This window comes from Halioxenophilus sp. WMMB6 (assembly GCF_033283405.1).
In the GTDB taxonomy this organism is placed as follows: Bacteria; Pseudomonadota; Gammaproteobacteria; order Pseudomonadales; family Cellvibrionaceae; genus Halioxenophilus.
Map to the genome: position 1 here is coordinate 230,058 of NZ_JAWMQR010000004.1, position 22,517 is coordinate 252,574.

Below are 22,517 nucleotides of genomic sequence, written 5' to 3' on the forward strand. Positions count from 1 at the left end.
CGGTTCCTCAAACTTTCGCCCACCGTGCCTATGGCACAGGCTTGCTTAGTGCTGATTGGCGCTGGCCTGCCGCCGCTTCTCGTCGCGTTGCATCATCCAGTAGGTCAGCATCGCGCCAATAAAGACCACCGTAATCATGATTGTCGCCAGGGCGTTAATCTTGGGGCTCAACCCCAAACGCACCGAGGAGAAGACAATCATCGGTAAAGTCGTCGACGAAGGGCCAGAGACAAAGCTGGCAATCACCAGGTCATCCAGCGACAGCGTAAAAGCCAACAACCAACCAGAGACCAACGACGGCGCAATGATTGGCAAGGTAATAAAGATAAATGTTTTGAAGCGGTTCGCACCCAGATCCATGGCCGCCTCCTCCAGGGAGCGATCCATCTCCGCCAGCCGCGAGGAGACCACCACCGTCACAAACGCCATACAGAAGGTGACATGGGCAATCCAGATGGTAAGAAAACCGCGTTCGGCCGGCCAACCGATGGCGTTGGCCAAGCCCACAAACAGCAGCAACAGCGACAAACCAGTAATCACATCGGGCATTACCAGCGGCGCGGTGACCATGCCACCAAACAACATCTTGCCGCGAAAACGGCCGGTACGTGCCAACACCAGTGACGCCAGCGTACCCAACACCACCGAGGCCGATGCGGTCAGCACCGCCAGGCGCAGGCTGATGCCCACCGCCGTCATCATGGCATCATCGCGAAACAGCTCGCCGTACCACTTAACCGAAAAGCCAGCCCAGACATTAACCCGGCTGGAGCTGTTAAAGGAGTAGACAATCAGCACCGCCATGGGCGCATAGAGAAAGAAAAAACCAAACCCGAGAAAGATTTTACTGAGACGGGAGACACCCCCTTTTTGACTCATCCGTTCGCCTCCTCTAGCTCACCAAACTGATAGCGATGGAACAGTATGATCGGCACAATCAGAATGATGAGCATCAGCGTCGCCACCGCCGAGGCCACCGGCCAATCGCGATTACCAAAGAACTCACCCCACAGGACTTTACCGATCATTAATATCTCGGCCCCACCCAACAGCTCCGGAATTACGAATTCACCAACCGCGGGAATAAACACCAGCATGGAACCGGCAATAATACCCGCCCGTGAGAGCGGCAAGGTAATGGCAAAGAAACTGCGTACCGGCCCGGCGCCGAGATCCGCCGCCGCCTCCAAAAAGCGGATATCCAACTTCACCAGGTTGGCGTAGAGCGGCAACACCATAAACGGCAGGTAGGTGTAAACAATACCGATGTAAACCGCGAACTCAGTATTCAGCATACGGATCGGCTCATCAATAACCCCCATCCACATCAGCACGTTATTGATAATGCCGTTATTTTTTAAAATCCCCATCCAGGCATAGACGCGAATCAGAAAGCTGGTCCAGGAGGGCAGAATCACCAGCATCAGACACAGGCTCTGCAACGATCCTTTCATTCGTGAAATGGTGTAGGCGATGGGGTAACCGATCAACAGACAAAACAGCGTGGAGATGGCCGCAATTTTTAACGAGCTTAAATAGGCATTGATGTAGAGCGAGTCACTGAACAGAAACAGGTAGTTACCAAAGTTGAAAACCACGTTGAGTTTTTCATGGGCGTATTCAAACAGTGGCGTGTAGGGCGGCTGGGCAATAACGGCTTTGGATAGCGATATTTTGAAAATAATCAGAAAGGGGATGGCAAAAAAGAGCAACAGCCAAAGGTAAGGCGGCAATACAACCCAAAATTTTCCAGGCGGGAGCAGGCGCTTCACAATCGCTATCATTGGGTGAGCACCACGCCGGCGTTGTCACCCCAATAGACCCAAACCTGGTCACCCCAGGTGAGACGATCGCCAGCCCAGCGGATGGCGTTGAGCTCGGTGGCCAATACCCGTTTACCACTGGCCAGCTGCACGTGATAAACCGAATGGGAGCCCAAATAGGCGATGTCTTTAATCTCCCCCTGCTCGGCATTCTGTTCCTGATCGGGCTTCTCTTTACTGATACCGACCTTCTCCGGGCGCACGGCAACACTGACATTCTGGCCGGGGAAACAGGTAATACCGTGACCAATTAAAATGGGGTGCTCACACTCTTCGGTGATCACGGTAACGTAATCCGGCTCGTCTTCACCAATAACTCCGGAAAAGATATTCACCGAGCCGATAAATTCTGCCGTGTAACGGCTGTTTGGCTGCTCGTAGATCTCATCGGGCGTACCCACCTGACGAATTTCACCGGCCTCCATAATGGCGATGCGGTCGGCCATGGTCATCGCCTCTTCCTGGTCGTGGGTCACCATGACACAGGTCACCCCCAGCTTGTCGATGATATTGGCCACCTCCAGCTGCATGCGCGAGCGCAGTTTTTTATCCAGTGCACCCATGGGTTCGTCCAACAACAGCAATTTTGGTTCTTTGATGAGCGAGCGGGCTAAGGCAACCCGTTGTTGCTGGCCACCGGAGAGCTGATGCGGTTTGCGTTTACGCAGGTGCTCCATATCCACCAGCGTCAGTTTCTCGTTCACCTTGTGGGCGATTTCCGCCTTGCTGAGCTTATCCTGCTTAAGACCAAAGGCGAGATTCTGCTCCACCGTCATATGCGGAAACAGCGCGTAGGACTGAAACATCATGTTGATCGGCCGCTGAAAGGGTTCCAAACCATTGAGCGACTGCCCCTGCAGAAAAATCTCGCCGTTGCTGGGCTTTTCAAAACCGGCCAATATGCGCAGCAACGTGGACTTACCACAACCGGAAGCTCCCAGCAGGGCAAATATCTCCCCTTTTTTAATGCTCAAACTGACGTTGTTCACCGCCAGAAAGCCATCAAAATTTTTGCTGACCTTCTCAATTTTTACGTAGGCTTCTTCCGTAGCAGAAGATTCCGTGCCTGTCTCAATTTGACTGGTAGCTTGCACTCGCTAAACCTAACTCAATGGGTCACAAAAAAGCGCTGGTGGTTACCAACGCTGGGGAAATAGAGTGCCCCAACCGAGGGGCACCCATTAACGCCGTTACTGGCCAGTTTTAATTTCTGTCCAGGCGCGGTTAATTACCCGATCAATCTCCGCTGGCTTAACAGTCGCGGAGTAGAGTTTGGCCATAACATCCTCGGGCGGATAGATGCTTGGGTCGGAGGTGATCTCTTCATCAATCATTGGCATAGAGGCTGGAATTGGGTTGGGGTACCAAATGTAGTTGGTATTTTCCGCCGCAATTTCCGGGCTCATCAGGTAGTCGATAAAGGCCAATGCCTCATCAACATTGGTGGCATCTTTGGGAATACCCAACATATCCACCCACAGCAAGGCACCCTCTTTCGGAATAACGTAACTGATTTCCACGCCGTTTTCGGCCTCTTCGGCATCAACCATTGCCTGGGCGATATCACCAGACCAACCCACGGCAACACAGATCTCACCGGCAGCCAGGTCATCGATATATTTTGAGGAGTGGAAATAGGTAATGCTTGGCGCTAGGGATTTCAACAACGCCTTGGCCTCACCTTCGTAATCGGCAGAGTCGAGTGAGTTAGGGTCTTTACCCAGGTAGTGCAGCGCCGCGGCAAAGATTTCTGTTGGCGCATCCAGGAAGGAGACACCACAATCTTTCAACTTGGCCAGGTTATCCGGGTTCATAACCAGCTCCCAGGAGTCGAGCGGCGCATCCTCGCCGAGCGCTTCCACCACCTTGCTTTCAACAAAACCGATACCAGTGGTACCCCACATATAGGGCACACCATAGGCATTGCCAGGGTCCAGATTGGCCAGAGTGGCCATCAATTTGGGATCCAGCTTGTCGTAGTTGGTCAGCTTGGATTTATCCAGAGGTAGAAAAACACCCGCCTGAATTTGGCGAGCCATAAAGTCGATAGTCGGTACCACTACATCGTAGCCAGTACGGCCAGCCAGCAGTTTGCCTTCCAGCACTTCGTTGGAATCAAACACGTCGTAGGTCACTTTAATACCAGACGCCGCTTCAAACTTGCCGATCACCTCTTCGCCGATGTAGTCGCTCCAGTTATAAACTTTCACTTCCTTGGCGGCAGCGGGTTGCTCTACAGCAGTCTCGGCTGCTTTCTCTTCAGACTTTTCACAGCCGGCAAGAACCAGCGCCGCGAACGCTGCCGTTAAACAATACAGTGGTTTTAATTTCATTATGTTCCCCTTAAATAAAATTTTGGTGCAAACACCGGTAGCGCCTTTCTGACCAAGCCACCAATACTGCGTGGCCCACACAACCCATTCAAGCAGACCCCGCCAACCAGATTTCGCCGCTAGAGTGTAAATCTTCTGCTGCCGGAGTCTATGGATTTTTACTTACAACAAAACCTTGGCGGCATCGTCCAGCGTTTTAGCCACACGCTCCGCCATCAGGTCCAACTGCTCGGTAGTAATCACTAAGGGCGGGCACATAATCATGGTGGAACCCACGCCGCGCATCACCAGACCATTTTCAATACTCAAGTCCCGGCAGAGGGTACCTGCCGCGCCTTTATTTTCAAAAAACTGGTGACTGGATTTGTCCTGCATTAACTCCACCGCCCCAAGCAGCCCGGTGGTGCGTACCTCACCCACCAGCGGGTGGTCGGCCAGGGGTTGCATAACCTTGGCAAAATAGGGAGCCAACTCAGTGGCGACCCGGTCGACCAGCCCTTCGCGATGCATAATTTTCAGGTTGGCACAGGCGACGGCCGCCGCCGTGGGATGGCCCGAGTAGGTGAAGCCATGATGGAAGTCGTCCCCAGCCGCTTTTAAGGTTTCCGCAATGTGGTCGGCCACCAGGACTCCGCCTATCGGCATATAGCCACTCGACAAACCTTTGGCAATAGGCATCAGGTCGGGGGTAACACCGTAATAATCGGCTCCAAACCATTTGCCGGTGCGACCGAAACCGCAAATGACCTCATCGGTTATTAACAGAATTTCGTACTTGTCACAGATGCGTTTAATTTCCGGCCAGTAGGAGTCAGGGGGAATAATCACTCCGCCAGCACCTTGAATCGGTTCACCTATAAATGCGGCAACCTGATCCTCTCCCAACTCCAAAATTTTGGCTTCCAATTCCTGTGCCACACGCACACCAAAGGCGTTGGGGTCTTCGTCAAAGCCCTCACCAAACCAGTAGGGCTGATTAATGTGGTACACGCCGGGAATCGGTAGATCACCCTGCTTGTGCATATGAGTCATACCGCCCAAGCTGGTGCCGCCAATGGTGGAACCGTGGTAGGCATTTTTGCGGGAGATAAAGGCTTTTTTAGTGGGCTTACCCTGGCACGCCCAGTAGTAACGCACCATACGGATGATGGTGTCGTTGGCCTCCGAACCGGAACAGGTATAAAAGACATGATTGATGTGTGCCGGTGATATTTCGCTGAGCATCTCTGAAAGCTCAATGGCCGGAGGCGTGGTGCACTGAAAAAAGCTGTTGTAGTAAGGCAGCTGGCGCATCTGTTTTGCGGCCGCCTCAACCAACTCCTCGCGACCGTAGCCAACGTTCACACACCAAAGACCAGACATCCCATCGAGAATTTCATTGCCGTTGGAGTCGTAGATAAAGACGCCATCGGCGCGGGTGATGATGCGGGTGCCCTTGCGGGCCAAATCGCCCGGGTCGGTGAACGGGTGCAGATGATGGGCGGCGTCGATAGCTTGAAAATCAGCGGTGGAAGTCATTACGGGTCCTACACATTTAACAACAAATATTCACGCTCCCAGGAGCTGATCACCTGGAAGAAGGTTTCGTACTCTTTAAACTTGATGGCGACATAAGCCTTCACAAATTTCTCGCCCAGAATTTCCGATAACTCATTGGGCTCGGAGAGCAGCGCCATGGAGTGTTCGATAGTTTTGGGCAGATTGGAACCCAACTCATGGGCATCACCCACCACAGCATCGCTCGGTACCATTTTGTGTTTCATGCCCAAATAGCCGCAGGCCAGGGTGGCCGCTATGGCGAGATAGGGATTCACATCCGACCCGGCAAAACGGGACTCCACCCGGGTCGCTTCCGGCGTGGAGACCGGCACCCGCAAACCGGCGGTCCGGTTGTCAAACCCCCAATGAGTGTTATTGGGTGCGGCGTCGCCAAACAGAATTCGACGGTAGGAGTTAACATTGGGGGCGTAGAGCAACATCGCTGTCGGCGTGAAGTGTTGCAGACCGGCGAGGTAATTTTTAAAGACGTCGGTCAGCTCACCATTGGGGCCGGAAAAAATATTTTTACCAGTGGCGCTATCCACCAGTGATTGGTGGATATGCATCGAACTGCCCGGCTCATTCTGCATGGGCTTGGCCAAAAAGGTGGCATAGACGTTGTGCCGCATAGCCACTTCGCGAATGGTACGCTTAAACAGAAACACCTGGTCCGCACGCGACAGCGGGTCGGCGTGTTCAAAGTTAACCTCCATCTGCGCCGCGCCGGATTCGTGAATCAAGGTATCCACATCCAATTCCATGGCATCACAGAAGTCGTACATCTCTTCAAACAGCGGGTCAAACTCGTTGACGGCGTCTATCGAGTAGGATTGCCGGGCCCGCTCCGGACGACCGGAGCGGCCAATTGGCGGCTGCAGCGGAAAATCAGCATCGGTATTTTTCTGTACCAGATAAAATTCCAACTCCGGCGCAACCACTGGGCGTAAACCGTCCCGCTCATAGAGCGCCAGCACACGCTTTAAAACATTGCGCGGCGCCAGAGGGTGAAGATTACCCTGCGCATCGTAGCAGTCGTGGATAATCTGGGCGGTGGGCTCATCCACCCACGGCACCATGCGGATGGTGGAGGTATCGGGTTTTAGATAGAGATCGATATCCGCTGGGTGCACCAGATCATCAATCGCTTCGTCATCCGGCCAATCGCCGGTAACCGTTTGAATGAAAATCGCCTCGGGCAGACGGGTGGTTTCGTTGTTCAGGTATTTACTGGCGGGGAGGATTTTACCCCGGGCATTGCCGGTCATATCGGGGACTAACGCTTCTACTTCGGTAATGCCATTCTCTTTAAGCCACAGTTTTAACTGGCTTTCATCGTTTATCATGAAATCACTTTTTGGTTGCTTCAAAATTGTTTGGGTGCTGCTATTCACCAGACGGTTGGCAACCGTCCCTACCCATTATTAGTTGCCCGGTACAGTTCTACCTGCTGTTTAAACCAAAGGAATATCTGCCGATAAAATGGGTTATTTTGCACCTGCCACTCCGGGTGCCACTGCACCCCTAACAGCGGTTTACCCGGTAGCGAGATAGCCTCAACCAGGCCATCGGGCGCTAGTGCCTCGGCCTTTAAAACCGGTGCCAACCGATCCGCCCCCTGGCCATGCAGGGAGTTGACCATCACCTCGGCCTCAGGCCATATTTCTGCCAGCACTCCACCCGGTTGAATCGTAATTGGATGGCTTACGTCATACTGCTCTGCCAGGCTTTGGCTGTTGTCCTCTCGGTGGTCGGCGTGTTCACCAGTGGCATGGACCTGCTGATAGAGACTCCCACCCAAAGCGACGTTGATCTCCTGAAAGCCCCGGCAGATACCCAACACCGGCATGCCGCGGGCAACCGCCAACTGAATCAGCTCCAGGGTTAGTGCATCCCGCTCGGGGTCAATCAAGCCGTTCTCCAGCTCCTGCTCCGCCCCATAGTGGTGAGGTTCCACATTGGAGTAACTGCCGGTAAACAGCAACCCGTCGACGGAATCCAAAAAAGCGTCATGGGGCACACTGGCAGTGACCGCCGGCAACAACATAGGCACCGCGCCCACCACTGCCGTCACTGCGGCGATATACTTTTCACCCACACAGTGATAAGCGTGATTACCAATCATCTTACGGCAGGCCGGGAAACCAACACGGCTTAACATGTTTTCGCCTTTCCTAATAAACAGAACGCTTTTGAATTACGCCCCACACAGATTAGAGGTGTTTAATATAATTAACACTCGGATTGTTTTGAGCTTGGCAATTCATTTGCATATCAAATTGGAGCTGGGTAATGCAATTTTTTTGCCGGCTTTTAGCTGGGATTTTGAACAATAAATGCACCACGATTGAACCCAAGCGTAACTTATGTTTAATATTATGAACACTTTATGGCCATGCAAACCATTTAGGCAAGACTGAACATCGTTGACTTACACTGCCCGCCCACTGTCACCTGCCGGTGACCCTGCGTTGGTGTCGCTGCCCGGCCAAGTTCAACCGAAGCGATAATTATGAGTACTAACCCTGACGACCTGTTAAATAATTTTCAGGATCAATTTGAGTATCTAGACCTTTTATTACCAGATTGCAACGGTGTGATTCGCGGCAAGCGGGTTCCCTCAAACACCGCCGAAAAAATCTTCAGCGAAGGCGCCATGTTCCCCGCCTCACTGTTTGCCTCAGATATCAGCGGTGAACCCTGCGAGGAGACCGGGCTCGGCTTTGATATGGGTGATGCCGATTACATCTGCCCGGCCATTCAAGCCTCCCTCACGCCAGTACCCTGGGCGCCCGGACGAGCACAGGTTTTGCTAAATATGCAAAACCCCGATGGCAGCCCCTTTTTAGCCAACCCCCGGGAAGTACTGCGCAACATTATTCACCGCATACAGGCCGACGGCTACCACCCCTGTATTGCCGTTGAGTTGGAGTTCTACCTGTTGCACCAGGAGTTTGAAGGTAAACCGAAGCCGCCTATCAATCCCTTTACCCAGCAACCGGAACAGAGCAGCCAGGTCTACTACATGGACGACCTGGACGCCTATGGCGAATTTATCGAAGCTATTCAAAACACCTGCGATATTCAAAATATACGCGCCGATGCCGCCGTCTCTGAATGCGCACCCGGCCAGTTTGAAATTAATCTGCTGCACACCCACGACATCATCAAAGCCTGCGACGATGCCCTGTTACTCAAACGGGCGGTGAAGCATGTCGCCCGGCAAATGGGTTACCAGGCCACCTTTATGGCCAAGCCCTACTTTGATCAGTCCGGTTGCGGCAGCCATGTGCACGTCAGCTGCTACGATGAGCAAGGTGAAAATATTTTCGCCGCTGACGAAGCCAATCTGCACCACGCCATCGGCGGTATGCAACAGACCCTGGCCCAGGCGATGCTGCTCTATGCTCCCCACGCCAACTCCTATCGCCGCTTCCGGCCGGACTCCTACGTCGCCCTGAACAACTCCTGGGGTTACAACAACCGTACCGTGGCCTTGCGCATTCCACTCTCCAAACCCGACAGCCTGCGTATTGAACACCGCCTGGCGGGTGCCGATACCAACCCCTATCTGGTGGTCGCTGCCGTGTTGGCCGGCATGCACTGGGGACTGCAACAGAAGTGCAACTGCGATGAGGCCATCAGCGGCAACGCCTACGCCAAAAGCAAACCCAGCAACCCCTACCACTGGCAGCAGTCAATTAATTTATTCAGCAACAGCAGTTGGATTAAAAACTATTTTGGCAGCGAGTTTCAGAAAGTGTTCAGCCACCTGAAACAGGCGGAGATCAACCACTTCAACCAAACCATCACACCTCTGGAATACGATTGGTATTTGCAAACTATTTAGCTTGATCCGATGACTGATTTTTATAATTCGTGGTACTTCGCCAGTCGCAACTGGCAAGCCGACTTTCCCGTGTTGACCGAGTCGGTGCGCGCCGACGTCTGTGTATTAGGTGGCGGCATCACCGGCCTCACCACTGCCCTGAACCTGGCAGAAAAAGGTTACTCCGTGGTGCTGCTCGAGGCCCATGAAATAGGCTTCGGCGCCAGCGGCCGCAGTGGCGGCCAGATGATTTTTGGGCTGGCCGCAGAGCAGCCCACCATTGAAAAACTGGTGGGCAAGGACGACGCCAGAAAAATCTGGCAGAGCAGTGTCGAGGGGCTCGACCTGCTGCGGCAACGCATCAGCCAACACAATATCGAGTGTGATTTTCAGCCGGGCCACGCCCACGTGGCCATTAAACCGCGGCAGGCACGGGACCTGCACGAGTGGTCTGAGACTTTGGCCAAAGATTACAACTACCACAGCCTGGAGTACTGGCCAGAGGAGCGGGTGCGCAGCGAAGTTAACTCCGAGCGTTATATCGCCGGCCTCTACGACAGCAACAGCGGCCACCTGCACCCACTCAACTACACCCTGGGCCTGGCCAAAGCGGCGGCCGCCGCTGGCGTGCAAATCTATCAGCAGAGTGCTGCCACTGCCGTGCAGGAGGGGGAGCCGGTATTGATCAGCACCGCCCAGGGGCAGGTGAGTGCCGACTACTTTGTACTGGCAGGCAACGCCTATCTAAGTGGCCTGACCACACCCTTGACCAACAAAATTATGCCCGTGGGCACCTACATCTGCGCCAGTGAACCGCTTGGCGAAGAGCGCGCCCGGCAGTTGCTGCCCAGCAATTTGGCGGTAGCCGATATCAACTTTGTTCTGGACTATTTCCGCCTCTCCCACGACTGGCGCATGCTGTTTGGCGGCCGCGTCTCCTACTCCACCCTGCCACCGCCCAATCTGGCGCAGGCCATGGGCAAGCGCATGCGTACGGTCTTCCCAAGCCTGGGCGATGTGAACATCGATTACGCCTGGGGCGGCTTTGTCGCCATCACCATGAACCGGGCACCCCACTTTGGCCGGCTTAGCAAAAACATCTTTTTTGCCCAGGGCTTCTCCGGCCACGGCATCGCCGCCACCGGTCTGGCCGGTAAATTAATGGCCGACGCCATCGCCGGCACCGCCGAACGCTTTGATGTATTCAGCCGAATTCCACACCACACCTTCCCCGGTGGCCGCCTGCTGCGCACGCCGGCACTGGTGCTGGCCATGGCCTGGTTCCGGTTACAAGACCTGCTACCGTGAGAAAGCTATGAGCAATCAAACTGTCATGCCCGCCGAATGGACGCCACACGAGCGCTGCTGGATGGCCTGGCCCTGCAACGAATCACTCTGGCGGGGCAATATTGAAGGGGCCCGTATTAACTACGCCGCGGTGGCCAACGCCATCGCCCACTTTGAACCGGTCACCATGCTCACCCCCACCCACCTGTTGGAGGATGCCCGCCGGCGGCTTTGCCCGCAGGTGAGCGTTGTCGCCTGGGAGCTGGATGACTCCTGGATGCGCGATATCGGCCCCACATTTGTGCAAAATGTAGAATCAGGTGCCATTATGGGGATCGACTGGCGTTTTAACGGCTGGGGTAAATTTCCCCACGAACAGGATCAATGGGTGGCTGAGAAGCTGCTCACGCACCTGGGTATTCCCCGCCTGGCCAGCCCGCTGATCAACGAGGGCGGAGCCATTCACGTGGATGGCGCTGGCACCTGTCTGGCCACCCAAAATGTGCAGCTCAACAGCAATCGCAATGGCCAGCTACCGCAATCCACGGTGGAGAGTTACCTGAAGGAGGCACTCGGGGTCAACCAGGTGATCTGGTTCGAGCGCGGCTTGTACGACGACCACACCGATGGCCATGTCGATCAGTTTGCCTGCTTTACGGCACCGGGAAAAATCGTCGCGCTCACCTGCTCCGACAGCAAGGATCCAAACTACGAGATACTGCAAAGCAATATCGAGCTATTGAAAAATAGCCGCGATAGCCAGGGGCGGGCATTTGAAATCACCACTATCGAGCAGCCGCCATCGGCCTATTTTCACGGCGAGCGGCTGGGCAAGTCATACATCAATTTTTATATCGCTAATGGCGGCGTGGTGGTGCCAAGCTACGGCTTGAGCGACTACGACAGTGAAGCCTACCGGGTGTTGCAGAGTGCTTTCCCCAATCGCCAGGTGGTGCAGGTGGATAGCCAGGTGCTGGTTACCGGTGGCGGCAATATTCACTGCATTACCCAGCAGCAGCCGCTACCGGGTAACAACAGCCGTTGAGTTAATCAGCCAGGTTAATCCAGGTGGCTTTGATTTCAGTGTATTTTTCCATGGCGTGCAGAGATTTATCGCGGCCGTTACCGGATTGTTTAAAGCCACCGAAGGGCGCCGTCATATCGCCGCCATCGTAGTAGTTAATCCACACTGAGCCGGCGCGCAGTTTTTTCGCCACCCGATGTGCCCGTCCCAAATTGGCCGTCCAGAGTGCCGCCGCCAGGCCGAACTGACTGTCATTGGCAATAGCGATGGCCTCTTCCTCGGTATCAAAGCCAATGCAGGAGAGCACCGGGCCAAAGATCTCCTCCTGGGCGATGGTCATGCTGTTTTGCACACCGTCGAAGATAGTGGGTTGCAGATAAAAACCACCGGTTTCAGCCATGGCCTGGGCGCCACCCAAGGCCAGTGTGGCACCTTCATTCTGGCCCTTTTCGATATAGCCCAATACCCGTTCCAGCTGCCCCTTATCGACCAGCGCGCCCATGGTGGTGGTTGGATCGAGCGGATGCCCCGGCTGCATATTTTTGCCGGCGGCAATCACCTTCTGCAGGAACTCCGCTTTGATGCTGTTGTGCACCAACAGGCGGGAACCGGCTGTGCACACCTCGCCCTGATTGAAGAAGATTCCCACCGCGGCCGCCGCGGCTGCCTTGTCGAGATCGGGGGCATCGGGGAAGACGATGTTTGGACTCTTGCCACCACATTCGACAAAGGTGCGTTTCATATTGGTCTGGCCTGCCAGGCTCAGCAGGTGCCTGCCGACACCGGTCGAGCCGGTAAAGACCAAACCATCGACATCCATGTGCCGCGCCAATGGTTCGCCGGCTTCTGGCCCGGTACCGGTGACCACGTTGAGCACACCGGGCGGAATACCCGCCTCCAGGGCCAACTCCGCCAGACGCATCGCCGTTAACGGCGACTTCTCGGAGGGCTTCAACACCACACAATTGCCGGTGGCCAGGGCCGGGCCCAGTTTCCAACAGGCCATCAACAGCGGAAAATTCCACGGCACAATGGCGGCGATCACACCCAGTGGTTCGCGGGTAACCAGGCCCAGCTCATTACTGGGCGTGGGGGCAACCTCATCGTAAACCTTATCGATCGCTTCCGCGTGCCAGGCGAGTGCGCGTACCGAAGCGGGCAGGTCAACCTTCAGCGAATCGGTAATCGGTTTCCCCATATCCAGGGTTTCTAACAGCGCCAGCTCTTCGGTGTGTGCCTTGACCAGTTCAGCAAAATCCTGCAACACCCGCTTGCGCCGCGCCGGTGCCAGCTCCGACCAGACTCCACTTGCAAAGGTTTGCCGACAGCTGGCCACCGCTAAATTCACATCCTGTTCGCTGCAGGCGGGCACCTCCACCAGCACGCTGCCATCAATGGGGCTGATACAGGCAAAGGTTGCCCCGCTCGCCGCCTGTAGGCGTTCGCCCTGAATAACGATGGCATTTGGAAATTGGAGCTTGGCGGCCTTTTGCTGCCAGTGGCTAAAATCGCTCACGGTATCAACCTCGATCAGTAAAAATTGCTAACTCTTTTAATGTTGCTCTGCGAAAACAGCGGCGCTGTTATTAAAACGTTACCGGTGTGCTTGCCGAGATAATAATGACGGTTTTATCGGAACGGTTGCGAAAACGGTGCGGCGTGCGGGTATCGAAATAGTAACCCTCGCCCGCCACCAGCACCCGTTGCACATCACCAATGGTTAACTCAACTTCGCCGTCGATGACAATACCGCACTCTTCCCCGTCGTGCGTAATTAAATCGGCTCCGGAGTCCGCCCCTGGCTCTATCACCTCCCGCAACAGGGTAATTTTTCGATCCTTGTGATCCGCTCCCACCAGAAAATAGTGCAAGCCATCACTGCCGATATCCGGCTGCTGTTGCGGCGAGTAAAAATAGTTGGCTTCGTTGGCTTGAACATCCAGAGTGAAAAACTCTGAGAGCGTCATCGGAATACCATCAAGAACTTTTTTTAATGAAGCAACCGAGGGGCTGACCCGGTTTTGTTCTATCAATGAGATGGTGCTGTTGGTCACACCCGCTAACTTTGCCAGCTCACGTTGTGACAGCCCCTTTGCCTGTCGCATCTGACGTAACCGCTCGCCAACATTAATAGTCACTCAACGTCACCTCGACACCTTTCCCAATCGGGCGAGAACGCCCTACTCAATGGATACCAACGAATATTTTGCCGGCGTTGCTGTCATACTTTGACTTGGCGCGCCTCCCCGCAGGGAAGCGAACGCTAATATTAAACCGGGCCACCATGCAGGCCTGCAATTCTATAACGAGGGGATACTTTGATGAGAGCAAAAAAATTGGCCGTTGCCTTGGTGTTATCGCTGTCTGCAGTTACCGCCTGGGCACAACAACACAACAGTGAGAACAACAACGCTAACCGGGATCAAATGCACTCGCAGAGGGAAATGCATGATCGCAGCGACTGTGGCAACAACCAACAGTGCCTGGAGGCAGCGCGCAAAGAGCACATGATGCGTATGGAAGAGATGCGCGAAGAACGTAAAAAAGAGATGGAAGCCTGCAAAGGTGATAAAAGTTGTGTCGATAAACTCCGCTCCGAACGCGCGCAAGAGCGCGATCGAATCAGAACAGAGATCGAGAACCAGTGTGGCGACGATAAAGAGTGTCGCCGCAACATGTTGCAACAGCATCCCGATCTGTTTGGCGAGGAGGAGTAGCCTTCGCCAACGGTTACCGGCTCTTTAGCGGGTAACCGGCACCATTAGCACTACCGGTGCGTTATCAAGTTATCCGCCGTTGTGGACCAGCCACGACGGCGGCCACCTCCTGAATAACTTCAGCCAGCCAGCGGTGTAACGGAGAATTCTCCGTTCTCACGTGGTTAACCAGGGTGTAATTGATGGCGTAATTGGCAAAGGGTTGAAACTGCAACCAGGCCATCCCCGTGGTAATTATCTTGTCGATGGCCATAATTTTGGGGATGGGCAATACACAATCGGTTCGACGCACCACCTCTATCGCGGTGCCGATGTGTGACGTTTGAAAAACAGTATTTTCCTCCGCGCTTACCAACTTTCCCAAATCGATCTGCGCCAGAAACTCCAGCTCCTTCTCATCCGGCATCATCAGACGCACAAACTTCAATTGATTGATCTCTTCGCGACTCACCAGGCTGTTGGTCAGCGGGTGTCCCGCCCGCACCATCAATCCCGGCAAACTGGTTAATAGCGTGCGATAGACAAAGTCACTGGGGTAGCTTTGGTGTTGCATATGCAGGGCAAAATCAAGTTCGCCGGCCGCCAGCAGGTCCAACTGGTGCTCTACCCGGTTGAGCGCCTGTAGCTGCAACCCTGGTGCATCTTGCTGTATCCGCTCTATCAGCGGCGGCAGCAGGACAATACCAGCGTGTTCACCCACCGCCATACGAATCGAAGCGCGCACGGTCGCGGGGTTGAACTCCTGGGGAGTAATCAGCTGATTGAGTGCCGTCATCACCGCCGGCAATTGCTCCTGCAGCGCCAGTGCTTTGGGGGTTGGCACCATCGCCTGGGCTGAACGGGTAAATAGCGGATCGTTATACAACTCTCGCAACCGGCCCAGCGCCTTACTGACTGCAGATTGGGTTAAATAGAGCCTCTGCGCAGCTCTGGAAACGCTGCCCTCTTCCAACAGCACCTGTAATACCACCAGCAGGTTCAGATCAGTCTGTACCAGCGATTTTAAGTCCATCGGTACTCCTCTGCCCGCGTTAATAGATGAACATCAGCCCGACCGGTCAAGCATATTGAAAATTATTCATAGTCTACGTGAATATATGCCATTTGCGGAATAGAGCTCTCTACACTAACCTTACAATCAATATCAGTTCTGAAACGAAAGGATATCGACGCAGTAGAGTCGCCAAATCTACTGGGTTCAAGGTTGAAAAGGCCATTTGCCTGATCAACAACGAGTTTGTCACTCCCGCTAGCAAAATATTTTCTAACCCGCACACGTTGCGGGTTTTTTTTGCCTGAATGAAAGCTAATGCGATGGACTTAACAGCCGGTGAGATAGAGAACCCGGCCTCGCTGTAGCCAGAGTGGCAGAATCGAGGCCGGTGAAGAGCGGCGCCCTAAGCCAAGGCTGGGCACCTACGCGAAGGGGTGTTAAGCGAAAGGATGCCTTAAGACGACCGTCTCATTGCGGTCTGGCCCGGTGGAGACAATATCCACGGGCGCGCCCGTTAACTCCTCCAGACGCGCAATGTAGTTTTGAGCGGCGGCAGGCAGCTCGGCCATGGACTTGGCGCCAAAGGTGCTCTCCTGCCAGCCTGGCAGAGTCTCATACACGGGCTGAACATTGGCCCAGCCGTCGGCATCGGCGGGAATAGCCATTGGTTGGCCGCTGGCATCCTGATAGGCGACACAGATCTTCACCTCATCCAAACCATCCAGCACATCCAGTTTGGTCAGACAGATTCCGGATACCGAGTTAATGCGGATAGCGTGTTTAACCGCCACTGCATCGAACCAACCGGTGCGTCGTTTACGGCCGGTGGTAGCACCAAATTCGTGACCTTTTTTGCCCAGGTATTCACCCACATCGTCATTGAGCTCTGTCGGGAAGGGGCCTGAGCCCACCCGGGTGGTGTAGGCCTTGGTGATGCCCAGCACATAGTCGAGGTAGAGCGGACCAAAGCCGGTGCCTGTCGCAGCACCACCCGCGGTGGTGTTGGAGGAGGTCACAAAGGGATAGGTGCCGTGGTCGATGTCCAGCAGGGAGCCCTGGGCACCCTCGAACAGAATGTTGTCGCCATTTTCTCGCGCCGCGTGCAGCAGGTCGGTGACATCAGCAATCAGCGGTTTCAGCGCTTCAGCCCAGACCAGGGCCTGATCGAGGGTTTCTTGGAAATCGATCGCCGGGGCTTTGAGGTAATGCTCGAGCACAAAGTTGTGGTAGGCCATCACCTCTTTGAGTTTTTCGGCAAAGGCAGCCGGATTGAGCAGATCGCCCAGGCGCACACCACGGCGCGCCACCTTATCTTCGTAGGCGGGGCCAATGCCACGGCCAGTAGTACCGATTTTAGCATCGCCTTTGGCGGCCTCGCGGGCCTGATCGAGAGCGACATGGTAGGGCAGAATCAAAGGGCAGGCGGGCGACAGCAACAGGCGCTCGCGCACCGGAATTCCCTTCTCCTCCAAGGCTTCAATCTCGTGCAGCAGCGCCTCGGGCGAGAGCACCACCCCATTGCCAATCACACACTTAACGCCGGGGCGCAAAATACCCGAGGGGATCAGGTGCAGAACCGTGGTTTCGCCATTGATGACCAGGGTATGCCCCGCATTGTGGCCGCCTTGGAAGCGGGTCACCAGGGAGACCTGCTCGGTCAGCAGGTCGACAATTTTGCCCTTACCTTCGTCACCCCATTGAGTGCCTAAAATTACGACGTTCTTACCCATGGCTTGTTTCTAAACTCTCCGTAATTGCTGTCGACGACAGCGGCTAAAACTGTAAGTAGGAATGGCAGCCAGCGGCTACCGCAATCTTATGGCGTTACTCAGTTAAGGCCGCGATGGGCTGCAACTGGTAATCCTCCCCCGCCATCACCAAAATGAGTTGGCACTCGGCGGGGGGTTGATCATTTGGCGTCATGCCACAGATTACGCGGTGGCCGGAGCGACGCAGAGACTGCACAGCCCGCCACTGCTGAGGATCCTCAGAACCTGGCGCAAAGATAACGGCGGAATCGGCCACCTCTGTGGCGGCCAGCAGCCGCGTAACCGTCGAGATATCGACGGTAAAACCAATCGCCGGGCGGGCGCGACCAAACACCTCACCAATGCTGTCATATCGCCCACCTCGGGCGATGGTACCACCATAGCCCGGCGCGAAAGCGGCGAACACAATACCCGTATGGTAGTGATAACCGCGCACCTCGCTCATATCATAGTGCAGCTGCACCTGCGGCCAGCGGCTCTGTACGATTTGGGCCACCCGTGCCATCTCTTCAATGGCGGCAAACACCGGTGCCGGCGCCCCTTTTAGCGCCGTTTTGGCAAACTCCAACACCGAGGCATCGCCAGCCAACTCGGGCAATACCTTAAACCAGGCGACGTGATCCGGGTGGCTCAGGTTGGCGCCAACCCAACTGTTGATGTCGGCCGCGGATTTCTTCTGCAGCAAATCAAAGAAGGCCTGTTCCTGACTCTCTGAGAAACCCGCCGCCGCCGCCAGAGAGCGATAGATGGCCACATGCCCAAGATCGATATGCAACTGCGGCATGCCGATGGTATCGAGCGACTCCAGCAGCAGCGATATTACCTCGACATCGGCACTTAGTGACGCCGCGCCAAACAGCTCAACGCCGGCTTGAATCGGCGAGCGTGTCGCCAAGGGCAACTTCGGTTTGGCATGCAACACATGGCCGGCATAACAGAGCCGGCTGACGCCGGGGCGTTTAAAACTGTGGGCATCCATACGGGCTATTTGCGGGGTGATATCCGCCCGAATACCCATCATGCGCCCGCTGAGCTGGTCCGTCACCCGGAAGGTCAGCAGGTCGATATCCTGGCCCAAACCGATCAGCAGGGAGTCGGTGTACTCAATCATGGGCGGAATAACCAGGTCGTAGCCCCAACGCTGATAGAGATCCAACAGTTGGCGACGCTGGGATTCAATCTGTAGTGCGGCCTCGGGCAGAATCTCTTCCACCCCATCGGGCAATAGCCATCGATCGGCGTAACTCATAAACCGGGTCTCAATACATTTGCGGCCTGATGACAGGCACGGTCGCATCTTTAAGCATCACAGTGTCTGGCTTATCCGCCCAGATTCAGCAGATAGAGGCTGGCCACACCAATCAGCATGCTGATCAAACCCATCACCCGCAGGTGTTTATCGGCCGACATCGCTGCACGCGCCACTAGCGAACGCCATAGCCGGGGGTTGAGAAAGGGCAATATCCCTTCCAACACCATGACCAGACACAGCGCTTGTAACAGGGTGTGCAACATAAGCATTCCAAACTGACTGGCTTTGAGAGCAGAGCTGGCAACGAATGCCAACTGGCCTCCAGACACAAAAAAACCGGGCCGGGCCCGGTTTGCGAGATTTTACCACGACTTTCTGGCGAATGTTTAGCCTTTAAGTGATGGCTATTACTGTTTACCCTTCGGGTCTTTCAAATAGCGGAAGAATTCACTATCCGGATCGACCAGCAGGAGGTCGCCACTGCCGGAGAAGGTCTCTTTATAGGCATTCAAACTGCGCATAAAGCTGTAGAATTCTGGATCCTTGTTATAGGCATCGGCGTAGATCGCCGCAGCCAAGGCGTCGCCCTCACCGCGAACCAGCTCGGAGTCGCGATAGGCCTCCGCCTCAATCACCACCTTTTGGCGATCAGCGTCGGCCTTGATCACCTCGGCCTGCTCGCGGCCCTTGGCACGGTGCTCCTGGGCTTCACGCGCCCGCTCGGAGGCCATCCGCGAGAAGACCGACTCACTGACATCCTCGGGCAGGTCGATACGCTTGACCCGCACATCCACCACTTCAATACCCAAACTGGATTTGGTGAACTCGTTGAGGGCGGCGGTCAGATCAATCATCAACTGATCGCGCTCACCGGAGACCACCTCCAGCAGGCTGCGCTGGGCAAACTGGTTGCGCAAACCTTCGTTGATACGCTGGGCCAGCAGGCGTTCGGCGCTGACCTCATCACCGTTGGTGGCGGTGTAGTAGGTGTTTACATCCTGAATTCGCCACTTGGCGTAGGAGTCGACCACCATACCCTTCTTCTCTACCGTCAGAAACTTCTCTGGACGAGCGTCGAAGGTGAGGATACGGGCATCAAACTTGCGCACCTGGTGCATGAGCGGCACTTTGAAGTGTAAGCCGGCCTCAATGCCGGCCTGGTCCAAACGGCCAAATTCCAGCAGCACAGCGCGCTCGGTCTCTTTAACGATGTAGACACTGTTGTAGCCAACCAACACAACCACCAGTGCCAACGCCAGGAAAAACAGATTTCTAGTGGACATTAGCGGGTACTCCTGGTGGTGTTACGGGTGGTCAGCGAATCCTGTCTGACCCGCTCGGCTACCCGATCAATAATTTGCTGCATGACCTGCGGTGAGACATTCTGGATATTGTTGATACTGCCTGGGTGGCTCTCCATGATCTTATCGAGCGGGATATACATCATGTTGTTGCCACCTTCGACATCAACCAACACCTTAGAGCTGCTGGCCATCACCTGCTGAATGGCATCCAGGTAGAGACGATCGCGGGTTACCGCCGGCGCCTTCTTGTACTCGGCCAGCATACGCTCGAAACGTTTGGCCTCACCCTCAGCTTTGGCCACCACCTGATCGCGATAGGCATTGGCCTCTTCGATCATGCGCTGAGCAGAACCGCGCGCCTGGGGAATAATGCCGTTGGAGTAGGTTTGGGCTTCGTTTTTCAGACGCTCCTCGTCCTCACGGGCACGGTTAACGTCATCGAACGCCGCCTGAACTTCGGTGGGCGGTGAGGAGTTCTCGATATTGACCTTGTCGACCAGAATACCGGTGGTGTAGGCGTCTAGGTACTGCTGCAGACGCGTCTGCACGTCGATGGCGATGGTTTCACGTCCTTCGGTCAACACTTCGTGCATCACGTTGGAGCCGACCACATGGCGCAATGCCGATTCCATCGCCTGCTTCAGACTCTCTTCCGGGTCGCGCACGTTGAGGACAAAATCGCGGGCGTCGCTGATGGTGTACTGCACCGACAAACTGATATCGACGATGTTGAGATCCTCGGTGAGCATGGTGCCTTCCGAGCGATGCTGACGCTTGCGGGTAACGTTGACCTTGATCACCTGGTCCACCAGGGGTGGATTCCAATGCAGGCCGGAGCCTTTGGTCTCGTTAAAAACACCAAAACGGAGCACAACCGCGCGCTCCTGCTCATTGACCTGGTAAAAGCCCACAAAAAAGTAGACAGCCGCCACCACAACCAGCAGCAGGCCTAAAGGAACTCGGCCAAAAAAGGAGCCACCGCCGCTACCGTCGGCACCCCCCTTGCGGCCACCAAACATCTTGTTCAGCTTCTCTTGAAAGGATTTCAGCGCTTCGTCCAGATCCGGTGGCCCATCGCCACCTTTCTTTCCACCCCAAGGGTCCTGGTTGTTACCACCCGGTTCATTCCAGGCCATATAAATTCTCCGTTCTTTTCGACTTTCGAGTCTTATCGTTGTAATGAATAGATTCATTGCGCCACCAGCAAGGGCGCCACGCGTATAAATTTGCGTGCATTCTATCAACTGGTACGAGGTGGGTTAACCTCTGGGGTGCGATTACTTTGCCCAGCCGTACTCAGTCCGGACGCATAGTGCCAGGCGAATTAGCTCGCCCAGCGCAATTCTGACCAGCGATAGTTAGTGTTACTAAGAATACGCAACAAGTCCGACTTGGGAATGCGCAGGTGGACTTCGCTACCACCGTCGTCGGTAAACTGTTCGCTGACCACAGCCTGCTGCTGGTAGAACTTGGCCCGCAATGCCGCCTGAGCTGGTGTTAACAGCAACCGGCCGTCGACCAGGTCCACCGCCAAAAGTTCAGACAACACCTCGGTTAGCAGCGCCACACCCTCCCCGGTTTTGGCCGATACCCAAACCGCCACCGGTCGCCCGGTGTCATCGCGGTCGATGCGGGGCAGGCTGAAAGGATCCAAGTCTATTTTGTTGTAGACCAGCAGGCTGGGCAGCTCATCGGCGCCTATCTCGGCCAATACCTTGTGCACCTCTTCGATATTGCGCTCCCGCTCCGGGTCAGCACAGTCAACCACATGTAGAAGCAGGTCGGCATTGGACGCTTCCTCTAATGTGGCCCGAAAGGCCTCCACCAGCTTGTGCGGCAGGTGACTGATAAACCCTACCGTATCGGCCAGTACACAGGCGCCAATATCGGCCAACTCAATGCGCCGCATGGTCGGGTCGAGGGTGGCAAAGAGTTGATCCTTGACGTAGACCTCGGCCTCAGTCAGCACATTGAACAGGGTTGATTTACCGGCGTTGGTGTAGCCCACCAGAGAGACGGTCGGCATGGCGTTGCGCAGGCGAGCCCGGCGACCGTGCGCGCGGGTTCTGCGCACCTTATCCAGCCGCGCAGTAATGGCCTTGATGCGGGCACGCAACAGACGACGGTCGGTCTCTAACTGGGTTTCACCAGGGCCGCGCAGGCCAATCCCCCCCTTTTGTCGCTCCAAGTGGGTCCAGCCTCGGATCAGGCGGGTCGACATGTGCTGCAATTGCGCCAGCTCGACCTGCAACTTACCCTCGTGGGTACGAGCGCGCTGGGCAAAAATATCAAGAATCAGGCCGGTTCTATCCAGCACACGACACTTCAGAACCCGCTCCAGGTTCCGCTCTTGGCTAGGTGAGAGTGTGTGATTAAAGATAACGAGCTCAACTTCGTGGTCGGCAACCATCTGCTGCAGCTCTTCGACCTTGCCCGTGCCGACAAAGTACTTGGCGTCGGGCTTATCGCGGTTAGCCGTGACCAGAGCCAAAGGGTCCGCCCCAGCGGCTAACGCCAACTCTTCAAATTCTCGAGGATCGTTCGGTTCTGACGGATGATTGAACTCGACGTGAACCAGAACCGCCAGCTCACCCGATTTAGGGCGTTCAAAAAACAACTAGGTTGCAACCTCTCTGACAACGGCTCAGC

General features: G+C 55.2%; 20 protein-coding genes. 4 read left to right on the forward strand and 16 right to left on the reverse strand.

Features of this window, described 5'->3' with window-relative positions; translation table 11 throughout:
* Positions 1–45: 45 nt before the first annotated feature.
* From SBL51_RS12830 to SBL51_RS12860, 7 genes are all read right to left on the reverse strand, one after another.
* A complete protein-coding gene (locus tag SBL51_RS12830; protein WP_317931364.1) occupies positions 46–879 on the reverse strand; it encodes an ABC transporter permease subunit in 834 nt (277 codons plus the stop codon).
* Complete coding sequence (locus tag SBL51_RS12835; RefSeq protein ID WP_317931365.1) at positions 876–1,784, reverse strand: ABC transporter permease subunit; 909 nt, start codon at positions 1,782–1,784, stop codon at positions 876–878. Before SBL51_RS12835 ends, SBL51_RS12830 begins: the two co-directional genes overlap by 4 nt.
* Positions 1,781–2,917, reverse strand: a complete 1,137-nt coding sequence (locus SBL51_RS12840; protein ID WP_317931366.1) for an ABC transporter ATP-binding protein — start codon at positions 2,915–2,917, stop codon at positions 1,781–1,783. Before SBL51_RS12840 ends, SBL51_RS12835 begins: the two co-directional genes overlap by 4 nt.
* Positions 2,918–3,013: 96 nt before the next feature.
* Entirely contained in the window at positions 3,014–4,156 is a 1,143-nt protein-coding gene (locus SBL51_RS12845; RefSeq protein ID WP_317931367.1) for an extracellular solute-binding protein, read from the reverse strand.
* A gap of 162 nt (positions 4,157–4,318) precedes the next feature.
* Positions 4,319–5,674, reverse strand: a complete 1,356-nt coding sequence (locus SBL51_RS12850) for an aspartate aminotransferase family protein (protein ID WP_317931368.1) — start codon at positions 5,672–5,674, stop codon at positions 4,319–4,321.
* Positions 5,675–5,682: 8 nt separating this feature from the next.
* Positions 5,683–7,038, reverse strand: a complete 1,356-nt coding sequence (locus tag SBL51_RS12855; RefSeq protein ID WP_317931369.1) for a glutamine synthetase family protein — start codon at positions 7,036–7,038, stop codon at positions 5,683–5,685.
* Between the two features lie 68 nt (positions 7,039–7,106).
* Positions 7,107–7,853, reverse strand: a complete 747-nt coding sequence (locus SBL51_RS12860; protein WP_317931370.1) for a gamma-glutamyl-gamma-aminobutyrate hydrolase family protein — start codon at positions 7,851–7,853, stop codon at positions 7,107–7,109.
* A gap of 351 nt (positions 7,854–8,204) precedes the next feature.
* Between SBL51_RS12860 and SBL51_RS12865 the strand changes: the two genes are divergently transcribed.
* From SBL51_RS12865 to SBL51_RS12875, 3 genes are read left to right on the forward strand one after another with little or no spacing between them, the layout of a single operon-like run.
* Positions 8,205–9,542, forward strand: a complete 1,338-nt coding sequence (locus SBL51_RS12865; protein WP_317931371.1) for a glutamine synthetase family protein — start codon at positions 8,205–8,207, stop codon at positions 9,540–9,542.
* 9 nt (positions 9,543–9,551) lie between these two features.
* Positions 9,552–10,829, forward strand: coding sequence for an FAD-binding oxidoreductase (locus SBL51_RS12870; protein ID WP_317931372.1), 1,278 nt, complete (start codon positions 9,552–9,554; stop codon positions 10,827–10,829).
* Positions 10,830–10,836: 7 nt separating this feature from the next.
* The gene (locus SBL51_RS12875) at positions 10,837–11,853 is read left to right on the forward strand and encodes an agmatine deiminase family protein (protein ID WP_317931373.1); all 1,017 of its coding nucleotides are present in this window, start codon (positions 10,837–10,839) and stop codon (positions 11,851–11,853) included.
* A gap of 1 nt (position 11,854) precedes the next feature.
* Here SBL51_RS12875 and SBL51_RS12880 read toward each other — a convergent pair whose 3' ends face one another.
* Both SBL51_RS12880 and SBL51_RS12885 read right to left on the reverse strand, forming a co-directional pair.
* On the reverse strand, positions 11,855–13,348 hold the full coding sequence (locus SBL51_RS12880) for an aldehyde dehydrogenase (RefSeq protein WP_411860479.1): 1,494 nt from the start codon (positions 13,346–13,348) through the stop codon (positions 11,855–11,857).
* A gap of 70 nt (positions 13,349–13,418) precedes the next feature.
* Entirely contained in the window at positions 13,419–13,964 is a 546-nt protein-coding gene (locus SBL51_RS12885; protein WP_317931454.1) for a cupin domain-containing protein, read from the reverse strand.
* Positions 13,965–14,153: 189 nt separating this feature from the next.
* On the opposite strand from SBL51_RS12885, the gene SBL51_RS12890 reads away from it, so the two are divergent.
* Positions 14,154–14,549 carry a hypothetical protein gene (locus SBL51_RS12890; RefSeq protein WP_317931374.1) on the forward strand — a complete coding sequence of 132 codons (396 nt, stop codon included), beginning with the start codon at positions 14,154–14,156 and terminating at the stop codon, positions 14,547–14,549.
* Between the two features lie 64 nt (positions 14,550–14,613).
* Here the strand turns inward: SBL51_RS12890 and SBL51_RS12895 are convergent, their stop codons facing one another.
* The 7 genes from SBL51_RS12895 to hflX all read right to left on the reverse strand — a co-directional run bounded on the left by SBL51_RS12895 (position 14,614) and on the right by hflX (position 22,485).
* Positions 14,614–15,561, reverse strand: a complete 948-nt coding sequence (locus SBL51_RS12895) for a LysR family transcriptional regulator (protein ID WP_317931375.1) — start codon at positions 15,559–15,561, stop codon at positions 14,614–14,616.
* 419 nt (positions 15,562–15,980) lie between these two features.
* On the reverse strand, positions 15,981–17,273 hold the full coding sequence (locus SBL51_RS12900) for an adenylosuccinate synthase (protein WP_317931376.1): 1,293 nt from the start codon (positions 17,271–17,273) through the stop codon (positions 15,981–15,983).
* Positions 17,274–17,367: 94 nt separating this feature from the next.
* Entirely contained in the window at positions 17,368–18,561 is a 1,194-nt protein-coding gene (locus SBL51_RS12905) for an ATP phosphoribosyltransferase regulatory subunit (protein WP_317931377.1), read from the reverse strand.
* Between the two features lie 71 nt (positions 18,562–18,632).
* Positions 18,633–18,827 (reverse strand): DUF2065 domain-containing protein, encoded by a 195-nt coding sequence (locus tag SBL51_RS12910; protein WP_317931378.1) that lies wholly within the window; start codon positions 18,825–18,827, stop codon positions 18,633–18,635.
* 144 nt (positions 18,828–18,971) lie between these two features.
* A complete protein-coding gene (hflC, locus tag SBL51_RS12915; RefSeq protein ID WP_317931379.1) occupies positions 18,972–19,847 on the reverse strand; it encodes a protease modulator HflC in 876 nt (291 codons plus the stop codon).
* On the reverse strand, positions 19,847–21,004 hold the full coding sequence (hflK, locus tag SBL51_RS12920; RefSeq protein WP_317931380.1) for an FtsH protease activity modulator HflK: 1,158 nt from the start codon (positions 21,002–21,004) through the stop codon (positions 19,847–19,849). Before hflK ends, hflC begins: the two co-directional genes overlap by 1 nt.
* Before the next feature lie 188 nt (positions 21,005–21,192).
* Positions 21,193–22,485, reverse strand: a complete 1,293-nt coding sequence (hflX, locus tag SBL51_RS12925) for a ribosome rescue GTPase HflX (protein ID WP_317931381.1) — start codon at positions 22,483–22,485, stop codon at positions 21,193–21,195.
* Positions 22,486–22,517 lie beyond the last annotated feature (32 nt).